The 18,152-nt window shown below is 67.1% G+C and carries 21 protein-coding genes; 10 read left to right on the forward strand and 11 right to left on the reverse strand.

The window, feature by feature from the left end; all coding sequences use genetic code 11:
• Window positions 1-105 precede the first annotated feature (105 nt).
• Window positions 106-1,353, forward strand: a complete 1,248-nt coding sequence (lysA, locus tag ABD866_RS07690; protein WP_345062848.1) for a diaminopimelate decarboxylase — start codon at window positions 106-108, stop codon at window positions 1,351-1,353.
• Window positions 1,354-1,504: 151 nt separating this feature from the next.
• Here the strand turns inward: lysA and ABD866_RS07695 are convergent, their stop codons facing one another.
• The 4 genes from ABD866_RS07695 to ABD866_RS07710 form a co-directional block, all read right to left on the reverse strand.
• Window positions 1,505-2,527: an NAD(P)H-dependent glycerol-3-phosphate dehydrogenase gene (locus tag ABD866_RS07695; protein WP_345063030.1), complete on the reverse strand. Its 1,023-nt coding sequence runs from the start codon at window positions 2,525-2,527 to the stop codon at window positions 1,505-1,507.
• Between the two features lie 74 nt (window positions 2,528-2,601).
• Window positions 2,602-3,051 carry a protein-export chaperone SecB gene (gene secB, locus ABD866_RS07700; protein ID WP_345062850.1) on the reverse strand — a complete coding sequence of 150 codons (450 nt, stop codon included), beginning with the start codon at window positions 3,049-3,051 and terminating at the stop codon, window positions 2,602-2,604.
• Between the two features lie 108 nt (window positions 3,052-3,159).
• A complete protein-coding gene (gene grxC, locus ABD866_RS07705) occupies window positions 3,160-3,420 on the reverse strand; it encodes a glutaredoxin 3 (protein ID WP_345062852.1) in 261 nt (86 codons plus the stop codon).
• 23 nt (window positions 3,421-3,443) lie between these two features.
• The gene (locus tag ABD866_RS07710; RefSeq protein ID WP_345062854.1) at window positions 3,444-3,848 is read right to left on the reverse strand and encodes a rhodanese-like domain-containing protein; all 405 of its coding nucleotides are present in this window, start codon (window positions 3,846-3,848) and stop codon (window positions 3,444-3,446) included.
• Window positions 3,849-3,918: 70 nt separating this feature from the next.
• Here ABD866_RS07710 and gpmA point away from each other — a divergent pair, with 70 nt between their 5' ends.
• From gpmA to ABD866_RS07730, 4 genes are all read left to right on the forward strand, one after another.
• Window positions 3,919-4,662: a 2,3-diphosphoglycerate-dependent phosphoglycerate mutase gene (gpmA, locus tag ABD866_RS07715; protein ID WP_345062856.1), complete on the forward strand. Its 744-nt coding sequence runs from the start codon at window positions 3,919-3,921 to the stop codon at window positions 4,660-4,662.
• Window positions 4,663-4,809: 147 nt separating this feature from the next.
• On the forward strand, window positions 4,810-6,252 hold the full coding sequence (locus tag ABD866_RS07720) for a S41 family peptidase (RefSeq protein ID WP_345062858.1): 1,443 nt from the start codon (window positions 4,810-4,812) through the stop codon (window positions 6,250-6,252).
• Between the two features lie 94 nt (window positions 6,253-6,346).
• A complete protein-coding gene (locus tag ABD866_RS07725; RefSeq protein WP_345062860.1) occupies window positions 6,347-7,099 on the forward strand; it encodes a HesA/MoeB/ThiF family protein in 753 nt (250 codons plus the stop codon).
• Window positions 7,100-7,208: 109 nt separating this feature from the next.
• Window positions 7,209-7,622 carry a response regulator gene (locus tag ABD866_RS07730; protein ID WP_345062862.1) on the forward strand — a complete coding sequence of 138 codons (414 nt, stop codon included), beginning with the start codon at window positions 7,209-7,211 and terminating at the stop codon, window positions 7,620-7,622.
• Window positions 7,623-7,714: 92 nt separating this feature from the next.
• Here ABD866_RS07730 and ABD866_RS07735 read toward each other — a convergent pair whose 3' ends face one another.
• Window positions 7,715-8,347: a response regulator gene (locus ABD866_RS07735; protein ID WP_345062864.1), complete on the reverse strand. Its 633-nt coding sequence runs from the start codon at window positions 8,345-8,347 to the stop codon at window positions 7,715-7,717.
• A 129-nt stretch (window positions 8,348-8,476) separates the two neighbouring features.
• Here ABD866_RS07735 and ABD866_RS07740 point away from each other — a divergent pair, with 129 nt between their 5' ends.
• The 5 genes from ABD866_RS07740 (at window position 8,477) to ABD866_RS07760 (ending at window position 12,579) form a co-directional block, all read left to right on the forward strand.
• Window positions 8,477-9,856: a sensor histidine kinase gene (locus tag ABD866_RS07740; RefSeq protein ID WP_345062866.1), complete on the forward strand. Its 1,380-nt coding sequence runs from the start codon at window positions 8,477-8,479 to the stop codon at window positions 9,854-9,856.
• Window positions 9,857-9,993: 137 nt separating this feature from the next.
• Window positions 9,994-10,182, forward strand: a complete 189-nt coding sequence (locus ABD866_RS07745) for a DUF1328 family protein (protein WP_345062868.1) — start codon at window positions 9,994-9,996, stop codon at window positions 10,180-10,182.
• 104 nt (window positions 10,183-10,286) lie between these two features.
• Window positions 10,287-10,604 (forward strand): BON domain-containing protein, encoded by a 318-nt coding sequence (locus ABD866_RS07750; protein ID WP_345062870.1) that lies wholly within the window; start codon window positions 10,287-10,289, stop codon window positions 10,602-10,604.
• A gap of 134 nt (window positions 10,605-10,738) precedes the next feature.
• Window positions 10,739-11,857 carry a zinc-binding metallopeptidase family protein gene (locus tag ABD866_RS07755; RefSeq protein WP_345062872.1) on the forward strand — a complete coding sequence of 373 codons (1,119 nt, stop codon included), beginning with the start codon at window positions 10,739-10,741 and terminating at the stop codon, window positions 11,855-11,857.
• Window positions 11,854-12,579: an alpha/beta fold hydrolase gene (locus tag ABD866_RS07760; protein WP_345062874.1), complete on the forward strand. Its 726-nt coding sequence runs from the start codon at window positions 11,854-11,856 to the stop codon at window positions 12,577-12,579. Before ABD866_RS07755 ends, ABD866_RS07760 begins: the two co-directional genes overlap by 4 nt.
• Window positions 12,580-12,626: 47 nt before the next feature.
• On the opposite strand, the gene hisF is transcribed toward ABD866_RS07760, so the two are convergent.
• The 6 genes from hisF to hisD all read right to left on the reverse strand — a co-directional run bounded on the left by hisF (window position 12,627) and on the right by hisD (window position 18,149).
• Window positions 12,627-13,427: an imidazole glycerol phosphate synthase subunit HisF gene (gene hisF, locus ABD866_RS07765; protein ID WP_345062876.1), complete on the reverse strand. Its 801-nt coding sequence runs from the start codon at window positions 13,425-13,427 to the stop codon at window positions 12,627-12,629.
• A 101-nt stretch (window positions 13,428-13,528) separates the two neighbouring features.
• Entirely contained in the window at window positions 13,529-14,269 is a 741-nt protein-coding gene (hisA, locus tag ABD866_RS07770) for a 1-(5-phosphoribosyl)-5-[(5-phosphoribosylamino)methylideneamino]imidazole-4-carboxamide isomerase (protein ID WP_345062878.1), read from the reverse strand.
• A 79-nt stretch (window positions 14,270-14,348) separates the two neighbouring features.
• Complete coding sequence (gene hisH, locus ABD866_RS07775; RefSeq protein ID WP_345062881.1) at window positions 14,349-15,017, reverse strand: imidazole glycerol phosphate synthase subunit HisH; 669 nt, start codon at window positions 15,015-15,017, stop codon at window positions 14,349-14,351.
• 62 nt (window positions 15,018-15,079) lie between these two features.
• Window positions 15,080-15,715 carry an imidazoleglycerol-phosphate dehydratase HisB gene (gene hisB, locus ABD866_RS07780; protein ID WP_345062884.1) on the reverse strand — a complete coding sequence of 212 codons (636 nt, stop codon included), beginning with the start codon at window positions 15,713-15,715 and terminating at the stop codon, window positions 15,080-15,082.
• Window positions 15,712-16,824, reverse strand: coding sequence for a pyridoxal phosphate-dependent aminotransferase (locus ABD866_RS07785; RefSeq protein ID WP_345062887.1), 1,113 nt, complete (start codon window positions 16,822-16,824; stop codon window positions 15,712-15,714). The genes hisB and ABD866_RS07785 overlap by 4 nt, the downstream gene beginning before the upstream one ends.
• Window positions 16,821-18,149 carry a histidinol dehydrogenase gene (gene hisD / locus ABD866_RS07790; RefSeq protein ID WP_345062890.1) on the reverse strand — a complete coding sequence of 443 codons (1,329 nt, stop codon included), beginning with the start codon at window positions 18,147-18,149 and terminating at the stop codon, window positions 16,821-16,823. Before hisD ends, ABD866_RS07785 begins: the two co-directional genes overlap by 4 nt.
• Window positions 18,150-18,152 lie beyond the last annotated feature (3 nt).

Genomic DNA, 18,152 nt, shown 5'->3' on the forward strand with positions numbered 1-18,152 from the left:
TAACGAGCATTGGACAGCATGACGGTAGCGCGCCATCATGCGGGCTACGCTGGTCGGTACCGCGCATGGCCGGCAGCCTCCTCCCCCTTTTTTGCCGGATTCTCCATGGCCCACCGCTTCACCCCCGACCAACTCTGGACCCTGGACCGCACCTATGGCACGCCGCTGTGGGTGTACGACGCCGCCACGATCCGCGAGCGCATCGCCCAGGTGTCGAACTTCGACACCGTGCGCTTTGCGCAGAAGGCTTGCTCGAACGTGCACATCCTGCGGCTGATGCGCGAGCAGGGCGTGAAGGTGGACGCGGTCTCGCGCGGCGAGATCCTGCGCGCGCTGGAGGCCGGCTACACCGCAGGCGATGCCGAGCCTTCGGGCATCGTGTTCACGGCCGACCTGTTCGATGCGCCGACGCTCGACTGCGTGGTCGAGCACCGCGTGCCGGTGAACGCAGGCTCCATCGACATGCTGCACCAGCTGGGCGAGCGCTCGCCGGGCCATGCCGTGTGGCTGCGCATCAACCCGGGCTTTGGCCACGGCCACAGCAACAAGACCAACACCGGCGGGGAGCACAGCAAGCACGGCATCTGGCACACCGACCTGCCCGCTGCGCTGGCCGCCATCCGCCAGCACGGGCTGCGCCTGGTGGGCCTGCACATGCACATCGGCTCGGGCGTGGACTACGGACACCTCTCGGAAGTCTGCGGAGCCATGGTGCAACTGGTGCGTACCACCCAGGCGGCAGGCATGGACCTGCACGCCCTGTCGGCCGGCGGCGGGCTGTCGATTCCCTACCGCGAAGGCGATGCGGTGGTGGACACGCAGCACTACTTCGGGCTGTGGAACGCCGCCCGCCAGCAGGCTGAGGCCGTGCTGGGCCACCCGCTGGCCCTGGAGCTGGAGCCGGGCCGCTTCCTAGTGGCCGAATCGGGCGTGCTGCTGGCCGAGGTGCGTGCCACCAAAGACGTGGGCCGCAACCATTTCGTGCTGGTGGATGCGGGCTTCAACGAGCTGATGCGCCCGTCGATGTACGGCAGCTTCCATGCCATGACGGTGCTGCGCCGCGACGGCAGCACGCCAGCACCGCGCCCCACCGTGCTGGCCGGGCCGCTGTGCGAATCGGGCGACGTGTTCACGCAGGGCGACGGCGGCGTGGTGCAGCCGCGCCCGCTCACGCCGGCCACGGTGGGCGACCTGGTGGTGCTGCACGACACCGGGGCGTATGGCGCGTCGATGTCGTCCAACTACAACACCCGCCCGCTGGTGGCCGAAGTGCTGGTGGACGGCGATGCGCACCGGCTGATCCGCCGCCGCCAGACGGTGGAGGAACTGCTGGCGCTCGAACGCGGGCTCTGAGGCCGGGGTGCCCGTGCCGCCCCCAAACAGCGCTGCTGCGGGAATACGGGCTGAAACGACTCAGACCCCCTGCTGAAGGGCTGCACCGGCTACGCACGGGGCCGCGCTGCCGGCAGGGGGTTGAACGCCTCGCCCGCAGGAGCGTGCGGGTTCACACAGGCCGGTCGGCGGCCGGGTCGCGGCCCATGAGCTGGGCCACGGCTTCGGCCGGGGCCAGACGCCCGTCCAGCAGGCCGACCACGGCCTCGGTGATGGGCATTTCAATGCCCAACTGGCGTGCGCGCCCGGCCACGGTGCGGGCGCTGTACACGCCCTCGGCCACATGGCCCAGCGATTCGACGGCCTGGGCCAGCGTCTGGCCGGATGCGAGCAGCAGCCCCACGCGCCGGTTGCGCGACAAGTCGCCCGTGGCCGTGAGCACCAGGTCGCCCAGACCCGACAGGCCCATGAAGGTCTCGGCGCGCGCGCCCAGGGCCAGGCCCAGGCGGGTGGTTTCGGCCAGGCCGCGCGTGACCAGGGCCGCGCGGGCGTTCAGGCCCAGTTGCAGGCCGTCGCACAGGCCGGTGGCAATGGCCAGCACGTTCTTCACCGCACCGCCCACTTCCACGCCCACCCAATCGTCATTCGCGTACACGCGCACGCTGGGGCCGTGCAGCGCCCGTACCAGCGCATCGCGCACGGGCGCATGCGGGCTGGCGGCCACCATGGCGGTGGGTTGGGCACGGGCCACCTCTTGGGCAAAGCTGGGACCGCTGAGCACGCCTGCCAGCAGGCCGGGCGCCACCTGCTCGCACACCTCGTGCGCGAGCAGACCAGCGCCACCAGCCGCGGCACCGGGCTGGGGCTGCTCAAACCCTTTGCACAGCCAGGCCACAGGGGCGCGGGCCACGGGCGCCAGGGCCTGCAGCATGCCGCGCAACCCGGCCATGGGCGTGGCGACGATGACGAGATCGGCCGCGCGCGCCAGCGCCGCCCAGTCGCCGCTGGCCACCCGCAAGGCGGATGGCAGCGGAATGCCGGGCAGGTAGCGGGTGTTTTCGTGGCAGGCCTGCATCTGGGCTGCCTGCTCGGGGCTGCGTGCCCAGAGCGTGACAGCATGGCCTGCGGGATGGGCGGCCGCGCTGGCCGCCACGGCGGTACCCCAGGCCCCGGCCCCCAGCACCAGAATCTGCAATGCGCTCATCGCAGGCCCGGGCGTGACGGTCGGGCAGCGCCTTGCCGCTGCCAGGTGTGCCCGGGAGTGGTGCGTTACTGGGCGATAGACGACGCTGCGGCCGCCTGGCTTTGCTGCTCGTACATGGCCTGGAAGTTGATTTCCGCCAGGTGCACGGGCGGGAAGCCTGCGCGGTTGATCACGTCGGCCACGTTGCCACGCAGGTAGGGGTACACGATCTGCGGACAGGCAATGCCCATGATTGCGCCCATCTGGTCTTCGGGAATGTTGCGAATTTCGAAGATGCCAGCCTGCTTGGCCTCGACCAGGAACACCGTCTTGTCCTGGATCTTGGTCTGCACCGTGGCGGTCACCGAAACTTCAAAAATGCCTTCGGCCACCGGCAGGGCCTCCACGCCGAGCTGGATGTCCACGCTCGGGGATTCCTGTTCCAGCAGGATCGCGGGCGAGTTCGGCTGTTCGAGCGACAGGTCTTTCAGGTACACGCGCTGGATCTGGAACACGGGGGTCTCTTGGTCGGCCATGGTGAGGTCTCTCTCTGCTCAACGGTAAGGGTCACAAAACAAAGCCCGCCCGGGAGAGGCTCCCAGAGCGGGCACACGGCCTGCATTATGCAGCGGCCAACAGCCGGTTCACTGACCGGCCAGCAGGGGCATCAGGCCACCGCGGGCGTCCAGCGCCACCAGGTCGTCGTGGCCGCCCACATGGGTGTCGCCGATGAAGATCTGCGGCACGGTGCGGCGGCCGGTGATCTCCATCATGCGCATGCGCTCCTCGGGGTTCTGGTCCACGCGGATCTCCTCGATGGACTCGACGCCCTTGGCGTGCAGGATCTGCTTGGCACGGATGCAGTAGGGGCAGACGGCGGTGGTGTACATCTTCACGGCGGGCATGGCGGCTCCTGGTGCAGTGGGGGTCAGGCCTTTTCGACCGGCAGGTTGGCCTCGCGCCATGCGCGCATGCCGCCCGACAGGGCTTGGGCGTTCTCGTAGCCCAGCTTCTTGGCCAGACCCACAGCCCGTTGCGCGCGCGCGCCGCTGGCGCACACGATGACCAGCGGCAGGGCTTTGTTCTTGACGGTGCCCGCGAGGCGTTCTTCGAACTGGCCCAGAGGAAGGTTCTTGGCCCCCACCACATGGCCGGCCGCAAACTCTTCGGTTTCGCACACGTCGATGACCACGGCTTTCTCGCGATTGATGAGCTGCACGGCGCTGGCCGGCGTGAGCGAGCCGCCGCCCGAGCGCAGCGTAGGCCACAGCAGGAGGCCGCCAGAAGCCAGCGCAAGGACGATCAGATACCAGTTGTCAAGGACGAATTTCATGGTCGTGAAAGGGCTACAGAACCTTGGATTTTAGAATGCGCGGTTTTGACCCGCGCCGCTGAAGGACAACATGCACAAACTCGTACTGATTCGCCACGGAGAATCGACCTGGAACCTGGAGAACCGGTTCACCGGCTGGACCGACGTGGACCTGACCGCCACCGGCATCGAACAGGCCAAGAACGCCGGCCGCCTGCTGCGCGCCGAAGGCTACGAGTTTGACATCGCCTACACCAGCGTCCTCAAGCGCGCCACGCGCACACTGTGGCACTGCCTGGACGAGATGGACCGCACCTGGCTGCCTGTGCAACACAGCTGGCGCCTGAACGAACGCCACTACGGCGCGCTGCAGGGCCTGAACAAGGCCGACATGGCCAAACAGTACGGCGACGAGCAGGTGCTGGTCTGGCGCCGCAGCTACGACACGCCGCCACCGGCGCTGGAGCCGACCGACCCGCGCTGCGAGCGCGGCGACATCCGCTACGCGGGCCTCGACCCCGCCCAGGTGCCGCTGACCGAGTGCCTCAAGGACACCGTAGCGCGCGTGCTGCCTTTCTGGAACGAGACCATGGCCCCGGCCATCCGCGCCGGCCAGCGCGTGGTACTGGCGGCGCATGGCAATTCCATCCGCGCCCTGGTCAAGTACCTGGACAACATCTCGGACGCCGACATCGTGGGCCTGAACATCCCCAACGGCATTCCGCTGGTGTACGAACTGGACGCTGAACTGCGCCCCGTGCGCCACTACTACCTGGGCGACGCCGAAGCAGCGGCCCGTGCTGCAGCGGCCGTGGCCGCCCAGGGCAAGGGCTGACCGCCGCCCGTCTGGCTCCGGAGCGCACCAAGCGCCGGGAGCCCTCCTCTGGCGGACACGAAAACCCCGCAAAGCTTTGCGCTCTGCGGAACCGGCGCGCCTGCGCGCGTTCCAAGGTGTATATTGAAGCGGTTCTGTAGGTGCTGTATGGGTCAGAAACTCAAAATTGCGGGGTGGGTGTCGATCGGGGTCGTGGCGGGTGCGCTCACGACCGTGTCTTTGCAGACGGTGGCGCGCGGCGCCATGACACCGCTGCCGCTGGAAGAGATCCAGCAACTGTCGGCCGTGTTCGGTCTGGTCAAGACCGACTACGTCGAGCCAGTGGACGACAAAAAGCTCATCACCGACGCGATCTCGGGCATGGTGGCCAGCCTCGACCCGCACTCGCAGTATTTCGACAAAAAGTCGTTCAAGGAATTCCGCGAAGGCACCTCCGGGCGATTCGTGGGCGTGGGCATCGAGATCAGCCAGGAAGACGGGCTGGTCAAGGTGGTGTCGCCGATCGAAGGCTCGCCCGCCTTCCGCGCGGGCCTCAAGACCAACGACCTGATCACCAAGATCGACGACACGGCGGTGAAAGGCCTGACGTTGAGCGAAGCCGTCAAGCGCATGCGTGGCGAGCCCAACACCAAGGTCACGCTCACCATCTTCCGCCGCGAGGAAAACCGCACTTTCCCGGTGACGATCACGCGCGAAGAGATCCGCACACAATCCGTCAAGGGCAAGCTGATTGAACCGGGTTACGCCTGGATCCGGGTGTCGCAGTTCCAGGAGCGCACAGTGGAAGACTTCGTGCGCAAGGTTGAAGAGGTCTACAAGCAGGATCCGCAGCTCAAGGGGCTGGTGCTGGATCTGCGCAACGACCCCGGCGGCCTGCTGGATGCGGCGGTGGCCATCTCGGCCGCTTTCCTGCCCGAGAACGTAACGGTGGTGACCACCAACGGCCAGTTGCCTGAGAGCAAGGCGACATTCAAGGCGTCGCCCGAGTACTACCAGCGCCGCGGCGGGCCGGATCCGCTCAAACGCCTGCCGGCCTCGCTCAAGAATGTGCCGCTGGTGGTGCTGGTGAACGAAGGTTCGGCCTCGGCCAGCGAAATCGTGGCGGGTGCTTTGCAGGACCACAAGCGCGCCACCATCATGGGCAGCCAGACGTTCGGCAAGGGTTCGGTGCAGACCGTACGACCGCTGGGGCCCGATACTGCGCTCAAGCTGACGACGGCGCGCTACTACACCCCCAGTGGCAAAACCATCCAGGCCAAGGGCATCGTGCCCGACGTGATGCTGGACGAGTCTGAGGAAGGCAACGTGTTTGCGGCCCTGCGCATGCGCGAGGCCGACCTGGACAAGCACCTGTCGGGCGGCCAGGGCGAAGAACGCAAGGACCCTGCCCGTGAAAAAGCACGGGAGGAAGCGCGCAAGCGTCTGGAAGAAGAAGCCCGCAATGCCAAGGCCAGCAGCGAGCGTCGGCTGCCCGAGTTTGGCTCGGACAAGGACTTCCAGTTGCAACAGGCGCTCAACCAGCTCAAGGGACGGCCGGTGATGGTCAGCAAGACCCTGACGGAACGCCCGGACGAGAAGAAAGAAAACTGACGCTGAGCGGCCTCTGCCGCTGCGCATCCGACCGACGGGCCGGTCTTTCGCAAGAAAGTCCGGCCCGTCTTCCATCCTGCACTGCCCGAATGCCATGAACGACGATCAACTGCTGCGCTACTCACGCCACATCCTGCTCGATGAAGTCGGCATCCAAGGACAGGAGCGCGCACTTGAGGCCCATGCGCTCGTCATCGGCGCAGGCGGCCTGGGGTGCCCGGCAGTGCTGTACCTCGCCGCATCGGGTGTCGGTCGGCTCACGGTGGTGGACCACGACCGCGTGGACCTGACCAACCTGCAGCGCCAGATCGCCCACACCACCCACCGGATCGGGCACCACAAGGTCGAATCCCTCGCGTGCGCTGTGCACTCCATCAACCCCGAAGTGCAGGTGACCACTGTGGCGGAACGCGCCGACGAAGCGCTGCTCGATCGGCTCGTCGCGGGCAAGGATGTCGTGCTGGACTGCAGCGATAACTACCGCACCCGCCAGGCCGTGAATGCGGCCTGCGTACGCCACAACGTTCCGCTGGTCGCCGGCGCGGTCATCCGCTTCGACGCCCAGATCACGGTGGTGGATCCCCGCGTGCCGGACGCCCCCTGCTATGGGTGCCTGTTTCCACCAGAAGCCGATTTCGAAGAGGTGCGCTGCTCCACCATGGGGGTATTCGCTCCCCTGGTGGGGGTGGTGGGGGCCATGCAGGCGGCCGAAGCGCTCAAACTGGTAACCGGCGCAGGCCCGTCACTGGCAGGCCGACTGTTGATGCTCGACGGTCGCACCATGGAATGGAGCAGCCTGCGCACCGCCCGCGATCCCGGGTGCCCGGTGTGCTCGGATCGCCTGTAGGAGCGGACCTACAGGCTCAGCCCGTCGCCGCTGGCACAATCCCGCCCGGCGCTGCCCTACATTGCAGTCAGGCGACCGGAGAGGTCTGGTGCCACCCGGGATTCAGGCCGTGAAACTGCGCGCATACATCGTTGAAGACAACGCCACCATCCGTGAGAACCTCATCGGAACGCTGGAAGAACTGGCCGCAGTCGAGACCGTGGGCGTTGCGGAAACCGAAGAGGAAGGCAAGCGCTGGCTGCAGCAACACCCGCAAGACTGGGACCTGGCCATCGTGGACCTGTTCCTGCGCCAGGGCAGCGGTTTGGGCGTGCTCGAGGCCTGCCGCGATCGTGGCACGGCCCAACGGATGGTGGTTCTGAGCAACTACGCAACGCCTGATGTGCGCATGCGCTGTGCGCAGTTGGGGGTGGATGCCGTGTTCGACAAATCCAATGAAATTGACGGGCTGGTGGAATACTGCGTAGCACATGCACAGCGTGCCCCCCTGCACACGGGGAGTGGGCCGGTCGCCAGCGAATGAGCCGGGCGATGGGGATCGCACGCAGGCCAGCCGGTCGGGCTTGCGTCCGCTGGTCGCACAAGCCTCTGGTACGGCGGCCTGTGCGCGGCGCGTCAGTCGATCAAGCGGTTCTTGAGTGCGTAGTACGTGAGATCGCTGTTGGAAGACAGACCCATCTTCTCCATCAGCCGCGTTCGGTAGGTGCTCACCGTCTTTACGCTGAGCGACAGCGCCTTCGAGATATCGCCAGCCGTCTCGCCCTTGGCAAGCTTGAGAAACACTTGGAACTCCCGTTCCGACAAACGCTCATGTACCGGGGCATCGTCCTTCCGGTTCAGTTGCTGAGCCAGCAGCTCGGCGACAGCGGGCGTGAGGTATCGGCGACCCAACGCAATTGTCCGAATGGCCTCGACGATCTCGGAAGGCTCGCACTCCTTGTTGAGATAGCCGCTCGCGCCCTGCCGGATGAGGTTGATGGCGTAATGTTCCTCCGGATAGCCGCTCAGGATCAAGATGCCCATGTCCGGTGCCTTGGCACGCAGCATGGCCAACGCATCCAGACCGCTCTGTCCGGGCATGGACAAGTCCATGAGCAGAACGTCGAGTTCCTTGTTGCGCACCAGGTCGATGGCCTCGCGGCCGTTGGCCGCCTCGCCCTCCACGCGCAGATCCACATGCTCCGCCAGGAACTGGCGCAGACCCGAGCGCACGATTGCATGGTCATCCACGATGCCGATCTTGATCATTGAACTCTCTTTCGTTGAGGCGGCACGGCTGCTGTCAAAGCACCGTGAGATTCCCGACTGTCGCTGGCGGCGTCTCACACGGTGTAACGAGGCTGTGTGTCTCGTAACTTCTCACCCCGTGGGGTCGCCATGAATCTTATCGACCGAATCCTGCAGTGGTGGCCACGGGCCCGGCAAAAAGCGATCAGCCTGCCCATGGCGTTGCTCGCCTCGCTGGTGCTCGTGGGCATCAATGAAGTGGGGCACATGCAATCACAACAAGCGGTGGCGGAGATGGGCAGCGCCTTGGAATCGCGCCGTGCCGTCAACGTGCTGCTGCAGAGCATGCTGGATGCTGAGACGGGCCAGCGCGGGTATCTGCTCACAGGCAGCGAGGCCTATCTGGAGCCCTACGACAACGCCGTGTCACAGGTCAATCTGCACCTCGACACACTTCGAAACCATTTCCTGCCCTACCGTGAGGATGTGCCGGAGATGGCGCTTCTATCGCGCCAGGTGTCGCGCAAGCTGGCCGAGATGGATCTCAGTGTGCGACTGCGCAAGCAAGGCAATGACGATGCGTGGAAATTCGTGCTCCACACCGACGTGGGCCGCGAGCATATGGAGGCCATTCGCCTGCACGCGCGAGAGCTGATCCAGCGCAGCGACGTGCGCCTGAACCGTGCGCGCGACCAGGTGACCCAGTCGCTGATGCAGTCCCGCATCGGCATCGCGGTCGTCACCGCGATCGGGCTGCTGGCCTTCTACCTGTACCTGCGCCAGGCGCGTGCATTGCAAGGGCTGAGCCAGCGCCAGCAAGAGATCCTGGAGCGCGAGCGGGACCGCCTGGAGGTGCTGGTGCGCGAGCGCACAGCCACGCTCAGCGAATTGGCCAACCACCTGCAGCAGGTGCGAGAAGAGGAGCGCGGCCATCTCGCGCGCGAACTGCACGACGAGCTTGGCGCATTGCTCACGGCCGCCAAACTCGATGTGGCGCGCCTGAAGTCCAAAATCGATGCGCAGCCCCCTGAGGTGGCCGAACGCTTGCGCCATCTGACCGAGACACTCAACAGTGGCATCGCGCTCAAGCGCCGCATCATCGAAGACCTCCGCCCCTCGTCGCTGTCGAATTTGGGGCTTACGGCAGCACTGGAGATTCTGACGCGCGAATATGCGGAGCGCGCCGGACTGGATGTGGAAACCAACCTGGAAAACGTACCGCTTCCCGAGGCGTCTCAGCTCACCGTGTACCGGCTCGTTCAGGAGGCGCTGACCAACATCGGCAAGTACGCCAGAGCACGCAAGGTCCTCGTCACGGTGCACGGCCATCCCACCCATGTGGATGTGCAGGTGCGCGACGACGGCGAAGGCTTTGATCCCGGCTCAATCCGCCCGAACTCGCACGGCCTTGCCGGTATGCGCCACCGGGTCGAGGCTGCAGGCGGCAAGCTCTCCATTGCATCGGCACCCGGTAACGGCACGCTGGTGTCGGCGGTTCTGCCCATCCTGCGCAGGAGCGACCACGCCTGAGTACCACCCCGTAGGACCCGGCCGACAAGCGCACCCTCCCGCCGCCGACACCGGACCGGGCTACACACTGGCATCCTTTGGGCTCCCCTGTCCTTACAGTGGCCGAAGATGCCCACCTGCAGCCTAAGGAGAAGCCCATGTTGCACTGCGCGGTCGGGCGACTTGTGATTGCCCTGATCCCGGCCTGGCTCGGATGGGGCGGCGCGGCTGCAGCGGCTGTGGGCATTGCCAAGACCCTGTTCGCTGCGTCCGTTGTCATGGCTGTGCTGACATGCATCATGGGCTGGGTGCGCGAAGGCTGGCTGACCCATGGATTCCGGATCTGAAAGCCGGACACACATGCCACCCTGCGCAAACGCCCGCAAGACGGTCACCATCGCATCCCTCTCATCGCATCTCGCATCCCATTCCCATCCTGAAGGAGCTTTCCATGAAACCCCTGCGCATTGCAACCACCGCTGTCCTCCTGGGCCTGACCGTGCTGGCCAGTACCGGCTGCTCGGTCGCCCGCCAACAACAAACGGTGGGCGCGTATGTGGACGATGCCGGTATCACCACGGCCATCAAGGCCCGGATGGCCGAAGACCGTACGGTCGCAGCCACGTCGATCAGCGTCGAGACGCTCAATGGCACGGTCCAGCTCTCGGGGTTTGCCAAGTCGCAGGCTGAGAAGAACCAGGCCGAAGCGATTGCCCGCAACACCAGGGGCGTGCGGGACGTGCGCAACAGCATCGTGGTGCGCCCCTGAGGCCGGCGCTGCGCCCGCATGCAAGCGCAGCGCAGATTCGGCGCGCCCAAGGGTCTGACGATGGTGATCACCCCTTGCTGTGGACGCCCCCCTCCACCGCCCCCGTGGTAGCCGGTTCGGTATAAGCTGCGCGCATGCGGGTCTTCAACTGCAGCCACTGTGGCCATCTGGTGTTCTTCGACAGCGTGCAATGTCTGCACTGCCACAGCACACTCGCGTTCGACCCTCACACCCTGTCCATGCGCGCGCTGGAGCCTGCCGGCTCTGAGAGCGCTGCAGGCGTACTGCGCGCCCGTGGGGCTGCGAGCGCACACGCGCCCCCAGCAACGCCTGGCCCGGTGCGGTACTACCGGCTGTGCCGCAACCACACGCTCTACCAAGCCTGCAACTTTGCGGTGGATGCCGACGACTCCAACCCCTGGTGCGCGTCATGCCGCCAGACGCGCACCCTGCCCAATCTGGCCGATCCGGCCCACCTGCGGCGCTGGCGCAAGATCGAGGCGGCCAAGCGCCATCTGTTTTACACACTGGCGCGGCTGGGCCTGGAGCATCCGGACGCCGCGCGGCGCCCGCGCTTCGAGTTTCTGGCTGATCAGCCGGGCAAGCCTGCGGTGCTCACCGGCCACCTCAACGGCATGATCACGCTCAATGTGGCCGAAGCCGACGACGACGAACGCGCACGGCGCCGGGTGGCCATGGGAGAGCCCTATCGCACGCTGATTGGCCACCTGCGGCACGAATCAGGCCACTTCTTCTGGGACAGCCTGGTGCGCGACGGTGGGCCTCTGGACGCATTCCGGCAACTCTTTGGCGATGAGCGCGCCGACTACGCAGCCGCGCTCAGGGCGCACTATGCGCGCGGCGGCCCGCCTGCCGGATGGGAAGCGCAGCATGTGAGCGCCTACGCCACCGCACACCCGTGGGAGGACTGGGCCGAAACCTGGGCCCACTACCTGCACCTGATCGACCTGCTCGAAACCGCCGCCAGCTATTCGGCCGGCTTTGCAGTGCCCGACCCGCAGTCGCCCCAGCGCTTTCATGTGCACGATCCGTTTGCAGCGCCCGAGCGCCCGTTTGACGCGATGGTGCGCGAATGGGTGCCCCTGACGCTGATGCTCAACAGCCTCAACCGCAGCCTGGGGCAGGACGACGCGTACCCGTTTGCGCTGTCGGCCGGCGCCATGCACAAGCTGCAATTCGTCCACGATCTGGTGCGCTCCCAGCGCACCACGGCCTCTTCGTTATCCGCATGACCACTGCCCTGCCGACGCTGATTTTCATTCCTGGCCTGGCGGCCGATGCCCGCATGTGGGCCCATCAGCAGCCCGCCATGCCTGGGCCGCTTGAGGCCCGGGTGAGCCTGGCAGCACAGAAGCCGGAACTGGATACGATCGAAGCGATGGCCGCAGCAGTGTTGGCCCAGAACCCCGGGCGTTTGTTGCTGTGTGGCGCGTCCATGGGCGGCATGATCGCCATGGAGGCAGCCCGCCAGGCCCCCGAACGTGTGGCTGGCTTGGCCCTGCTGGGCACCACAGCCCGCCCAGAGACGCCCGAGATGCACGCGCTGCGCGAGGGTGCCATCGCGTTGTTTGCGCAAGGCAAGCTGCGCGAGGTGATCGAGCCCAACGTGGCGCTGGCTTTCCACCCGCGACAGGCTGCGCAGCCCGCGCTGGTGCAGACGTATCTGGATTTTGTGCTCGACGCCGGGGCGGAGGTACTGATTCGCCAGAACCGCGCTGTCATGGCACGGCCCGACGCGCGCACGCACCTGCCAGCCTTGCGCTGCCCGGTGCTGGTGCTCTGCGGCGACAGCGACGCGCTCACGCCGCGCGAGTGCTCGCAGGAGATTGCGGCCCTGGTGCCGCGGGCCGAATGGCACTGCATTGCCGATTGCGGCCACATGCTGACCATGGAAGCGCCCGACACCGTGAACCGGCACCTGCTGCAGTGGCTGCAGCGCCACGGCTGGGCCTGAGGAGGTCATCCGTGGCACGGGTGTGACCCGTGCCCCCCACCACGCGCTTACAGCCGCACCGGAATGCCGCGCTCGGCCATGCGCTGCTTGGCCTGGCCCACGGTGTATTCGCCGTAGTGGAAGATGCTTGCGGCCAACACCGCGTCGGCCCCGCCCTGCTGCACGCCGTCGGCCAAGTGGTCGAGGTTGCCCACGCCGCCCGAGGCGATCACCGGCACGCTCACGGCGTCGCTCACCGCACGCGTCAGGTCCAAATCGAAGCCCGACTTCGTGCCGTCGCGGTCCATGCTGGTCAGCAGGATCTCGCCTGCGCCGCGGCGCGCCATCTCGGTGGCCCAGGCCACGGCATCCAGGCCTGTGTTCTTGCGCCCGCCGTGGCTGTACACGTCCCAGCCCGGGCCGACCGGGCGGCCGTCGGCGCCCACACGCTGCGCGTCTTCGGCCGTGCGGCGCTTGGCATCGATCGCCACCACGATGCACTGCGCGCCGTACTTGGCCGAGGCCGCGTTGATCACGTCCGGGTTGGCAATCGCAGCCGAATTGAAGCTGGTCTTGTCGGCCCCGGCGTTGAGCAGGCGGCGCACGTCTTCCACGGTGCGGACGCCACCGCCCACGGTGAGTGGAATGAACACCTGGCTTGCCACAGCCTCGATGATCGGCAGGATCAGGTCCCGCCCGTCGCTGGTGGCGGTGATGTCCAGAAAAGTGAGCTCGTCCGCCCCCTGCGCGTTGTAGCGTGCGGCGATTTCCACCGGGTCGCCCGCGTCGCGCAGTTCGACGAAGTTCACGCCCTTGACCACCCGGCCTCCGGTCACGTCAAGGCAAGGAATGATGCGTTTGGCAAGCATGAAGGACAGGGCAAAAAAGAGGGTTGGTACCCACCGGCCGAGCACGCGCAAGCGCCGGAGGGCAAACAGGCCGCAGCGCTGGCAGGCTGCCGCCTTGCGGATCAGCCGTTGAGTTCGTCGGCGCGGGCCTGGGCCGCCGCAAAGTCCAGGTCGCCGCTGTAGATGGCGCGGCCGCAGATCACGCCTTCCACGCCTTCGTCTTCCACGGCACAGAGCTTTTCGATGTCGGCCATGCCCGCCAGGCCGCCCGATGCGATCACCGGAATGGTCAGCGCCTGCGCGAGCTTGACGGTGGCCTCGATGTTGATGCCCGAGAGCATGCCGTCGCGGCCAATGTCGGTGTAAATGATGGATTCGACGCCCCAGTCCTCGAACTTCTTGGCCAGGTCCACCACTTCATGGCCCGTGAGCTTGCTCCAGCCGTCGGTGGCCACTTTGCCGTCTTTGGCATCGAGACCCACGATGATGTGGCCGCCGAAGGCCACGCAGGCGTCTTTGAGAAAGCCCGGGTTCTTGACCGCGGCCGTGCCGATGATCACGTAGCGCAGGCCGCCGTCGATGTACTTCTCGATGGTGTCCAGGTCGCGGATACCGCCGCCCAATTGCACGGGCAGGTCGTCGCCGACTTCCTTCAGGATGGACTTGATGGCGCTGAAGTTCTTGGGCGTGCCCGCGAAGGCCCCGTTCAGGTCCACCAGGTGCAGGCGGCGCGCGCCAGCGTCCACCCAACGGCGGGCCATGGCGGCCGGGTCTTCCCCAAAGGTGGTGGATTGGTCCATATCACCTTGCTTGAGGCGTACGCAGTGGCCGTCCTTGAGGTCGATGGCGGGGATGAGCAACATGGTGGTTCGCTGGAACGGACCACGGCTGTGCGCGGCCCGAACGGTTGGTGGAGCTTCCGGGAAACGGAGGGTGGGTGGATCAGGGATTCCAGTGCAGGAAGTTGCGGTACAGCGCCAGGCCGTGGTCCGCGCTCTTCTCCGGGTGGAACTGCGTGGCAAAAATATTATCGCGCGCGACGGCGGCCGCAAAGGGGGCACCGTAGTCGGTTTCACCCGCGCAATGGGTCGGATTGTCGGGCGACGCATAGAAGCTGTGCACGAAGTAGTACCAGCTCTGGTCCGGAATACCGGCCCACAGCGGATGCACCGCACCGCCATGCGGCACCTGGCGCACGCGGTTCCAGCCCATCTGCGGCACCTTGAAGCGGCTGCCGTCGGGCTGGGTGCGACCCGCCAGCTCGAACTTGCGCACCTGGCCATGGATCAGGCCCAGGCCCGGGGTGTCGCCTTCGGCGCTGTGGTCCAGCAGCATCTGCATGCCCACGCACACGCCAAACAGCGGCTTGGTGGCTGCGGCTTCGAGCACGGAGGCCTGCAGGCCGGATTCGCGCAGCTCGCGCATGCAGTCGGGCATCGCGCCCTGGCCGGGCAGCACCACGCGAGCGGCGGCGCGCACGTCTTCGGGCCGCTGCGTGACCAGCACCGTCCAGCCGCTACCGGCGGCCGCCGCCTGCACGGCCTGCGACACCGAGCGCAGGTTGCCCATGCCGTAGTCCACGACGGCCACGGTCTTTGCTTCGTTATTCATAGCAAACAATCAAGCGCTGACAAGCACGAGCAAGGCTTTTTATGCTGTGCCGCAGCAAGACGTCAGAGGCTGCCCTTGGTGGACGGAATCACGCCTGCGGCGCGCGGGTCGCGTTCCAGCGCAGCGCGCAGCGCACGGGCAAAGGCCTTGAACACGGTTTCGCACTGGTGGTGCGCGTTCACGCCCTTGAGGTTGTCGATGTGCAGCGTCACGCCCGCGTGGTTCACGAAGCCCTGGAAGAATTCGTAGGTGAGCTGGGTGTCGAAGCCGCCGATCATGCCGCTGGTGAACGGAATGTGCAGGTGCAGCCCCGGGCGGCCCGAAAAATCGACCACCACGCGCGACAGCGCTTCATCGAGCGGCACATAGGCATGGCCGTAGCGGCGGATGCCCTTCTTGTCGCCCACGGCGCGCGCAAAGGCCTGGCCCAGGGTGATGCCCACGTCTTCCACCGTGTGGTGGCCGTCGATGTGCAGGTCGCCCGCGCAGTCCACGTGCAGGTCGATCAGCCCGTGGCGCGCGATCTGGTCGAGCATGTGGTCAAAAAAGCCGATGCCCGTGTTCAGCCGGGCTTCGCCCGTGCCGTCGAGGTTGACACGCACGGTGATGCGGGTCTCGGAAGTGTTGCGTGTGACTTCGGCCACGCGGTCGGCGTTGGGGTCGGCCGGGGTCGAGGGAACCAGTGCGGAGGACGTCATAGCGAGGCCTGGAGTGCGGCAAGCATGTGGGCGTTGTCGTCGGCGCTGCCCACCGTCAGGCGCAGGCAGCGGGCAAGCAACGGGTGCATTGTAGAAACGTTCTTGACCAGCACCTTGTGCTGTTTCATGCCTTCGCAGGTGCGGGCCGCATCGGCCACGCGCACGAGCACCATGTTGGCCTCGCTGTCCCACACGCGCTCCACCCCGGGCAGCGCGCGCAGGGCCTGCACCAGGCGGCCGCGCTCGGTGCGCAGTTCGGCCGCCTGGGCGGCAAACACGTCGGCGTGCTCCAGCGCGAACAGCGCGGCCTCGCAGTTGAGCACGCTCACGTTGTAGGGCGGGCGCACCTTGTCGATCTCGGCCGCCAGCGCGGACGGGCCCATCAGGTAGCCCAGGCGCACACCGGCCAGGCCAAACTTGCTGAGCGTGCGCATGAGCAGCACGTGCGCATGGCGCGCGGGCTCGGCGCGGATGTTCTCGATCCAGCTGCGCCGTGCAAACGGCTGGTAGGCCTCGTCCATCACCACCAGGCCGCCCACGGCGGCTGCGGCGTCGATGGCGCGCAGCACGGCCGCCTCGTCCCACAGCGTGGCGGTGGGGTTGTTGGGATAGGCGATGTAGGTGATGGCCGGGCGGTGCTGCGCAATCGCGGCGCACAGCGCGTCAGCGTCCAGCTCAAAGTCGGCCGTGAGCGGCACGCCCACGAAATCGAGGCCCTGCAACTGGGCACTCATGGGGTACATCACAAAACCCGGCATGGGCGCGACCATGGTGGCGCGCTCGCCCGTGCCTGGCCGCGCGCAGGCCAGGGCCAACAGCGTGATGAGCTCGTCCGAGCCGTTGCCCAGCACCATGCCATGGCCCTCGGGCAAGCCTGCGTAGCGCGCCAGGGCCGCCTTCAGGTCGGCCACGCGGTCGCCGGGATAGCGGTTGAGCGCCAGCCCGCCCAGGCGCTGGCCCAACGCCGCCTGCAGGTGCGCGGGCAGGCGGAAGGGGTTTTCCATGGCGTCCATCTTGAGCATGCCGGTGGACGGCTGCACCACATAGGCGTGCATGGCCCGCACATCGGGGCGGATGCGGTCGAGCGGGTCGGGGCGTGGGGTGGTCATGCGGTGTCTCCGGGCAGGCGCATCTCGGCGGCACGGGCGTGGGCCTGCAGGCCCTCCCCGTGGGCCAGCACCGAGGCGATGCGGCCCAGGCTCTCGGCGCCGCGTTCGCTCACTTCGATGAGGCTGGAGCGTTTCTGGAAGTCGTACACGCCCAGCGGGCTCGAAAAGCGGGCCGTGCCGCTGGTGGGCAACACGTGGTTGGGGCCTGCGCAGTAGTCGCCCAGGCTTTCGGAGGTGTAGGCGCCCAGAAAGATCGCACCGGCGTGGCGCAGCAGCGGCTCCCAGCGGTGCGGGTCCGTGCTGCTGACTTCGAGATGCTCGGGCGCGATGCGGTTGCTGATGGCGCAGGCCTCTTCCATGCTGCGGGTGAGGATCAGCGCGCCGCGGCCGTTCAGGCTCTTGGCAATGATCTCGGCGCGCGGCATGGTGGGCAGCAGGCGGTCGATTTCGCGCTGCACGGCGTCGAGGTAGGCCGCGTCCGGGCACAGCAGGATGGACTGGGCCAGTTCGTCGTGTTCGGCCTGGCTGAACAGGTCCATGGCCACCCAGTCGGGCCGCGTGCTGCCGTCGGCCAGCACCAGGATTTCCGAGGGGCCTGCAATCATGTCGATGCCCACGGTGCCGAACACGCGCTTCTTGGCGCTGGCCACGTAGGCATTGCCCGGGCCGGTGATCTTATCGACCTTGGGCACGGTGGCCGTGCCATAGGCCAGCGCGGCGACGGCCTGCGCGCCGCCGATGGTGAAGGCGCGCGTGACGCCTGCCACGTAGGCCGCGGCCAGCACCAGCAGGTTGCGCTCGCCACGCGGGGTGGGCACCACCATGATGATTTCGGGCACGCCTGCCACGTGGGCGGGAATGGCGTTCATGAGCACGCTGCTCGGGTACGCGGCCTTGCCGCCGGGCACGTAGATGCCCACACGGTCCAGCGGCGTGACCTTCTGGCCCAGCAGCGTGCCGTCTTCGTCGCGGTAGCTCCAGCTCTCGCCCGAGGCCTTTTTCTGCGCCTCGTGGTAGCTGCGCACGCGGCGGGCGGCGGCTTGCAGGGCGTCGCGCTGCACCGCGGGGATCGCGTCGAAAGCCGCCTTCAGCTCGGCCTGCGTCAGCTCCAGCGCGGCCAGGCCCTCGGCCTGCAGCCCGTCGAAGCGCGCCGTGTACTCGAGCACGGCCGCATCGCCGCGCTGTTGCACGTCGGCCAGGATGTCGGCCACGCGCTGTTCGATGGCCGCGTCCGTGTCGGCCGACCAGTGCAGCCGGGCCGCGAAGTCGGCCTCGAAGGTGGCGGCGGCGGTGCTCAGGCGTAGGGGCGTGGCAGACAGGGTCATGGC

The organism is Acidovorax lacteus (assembly GCF_039540375.1).
Classification (GTDB): domain Bacteria; phylum Pseudomonadota; class Gammaproteobacteria; order Burkholderiales; family Burkholderiaceae_C; genus Acidovorax_G; species Acidovorax_G lacteus.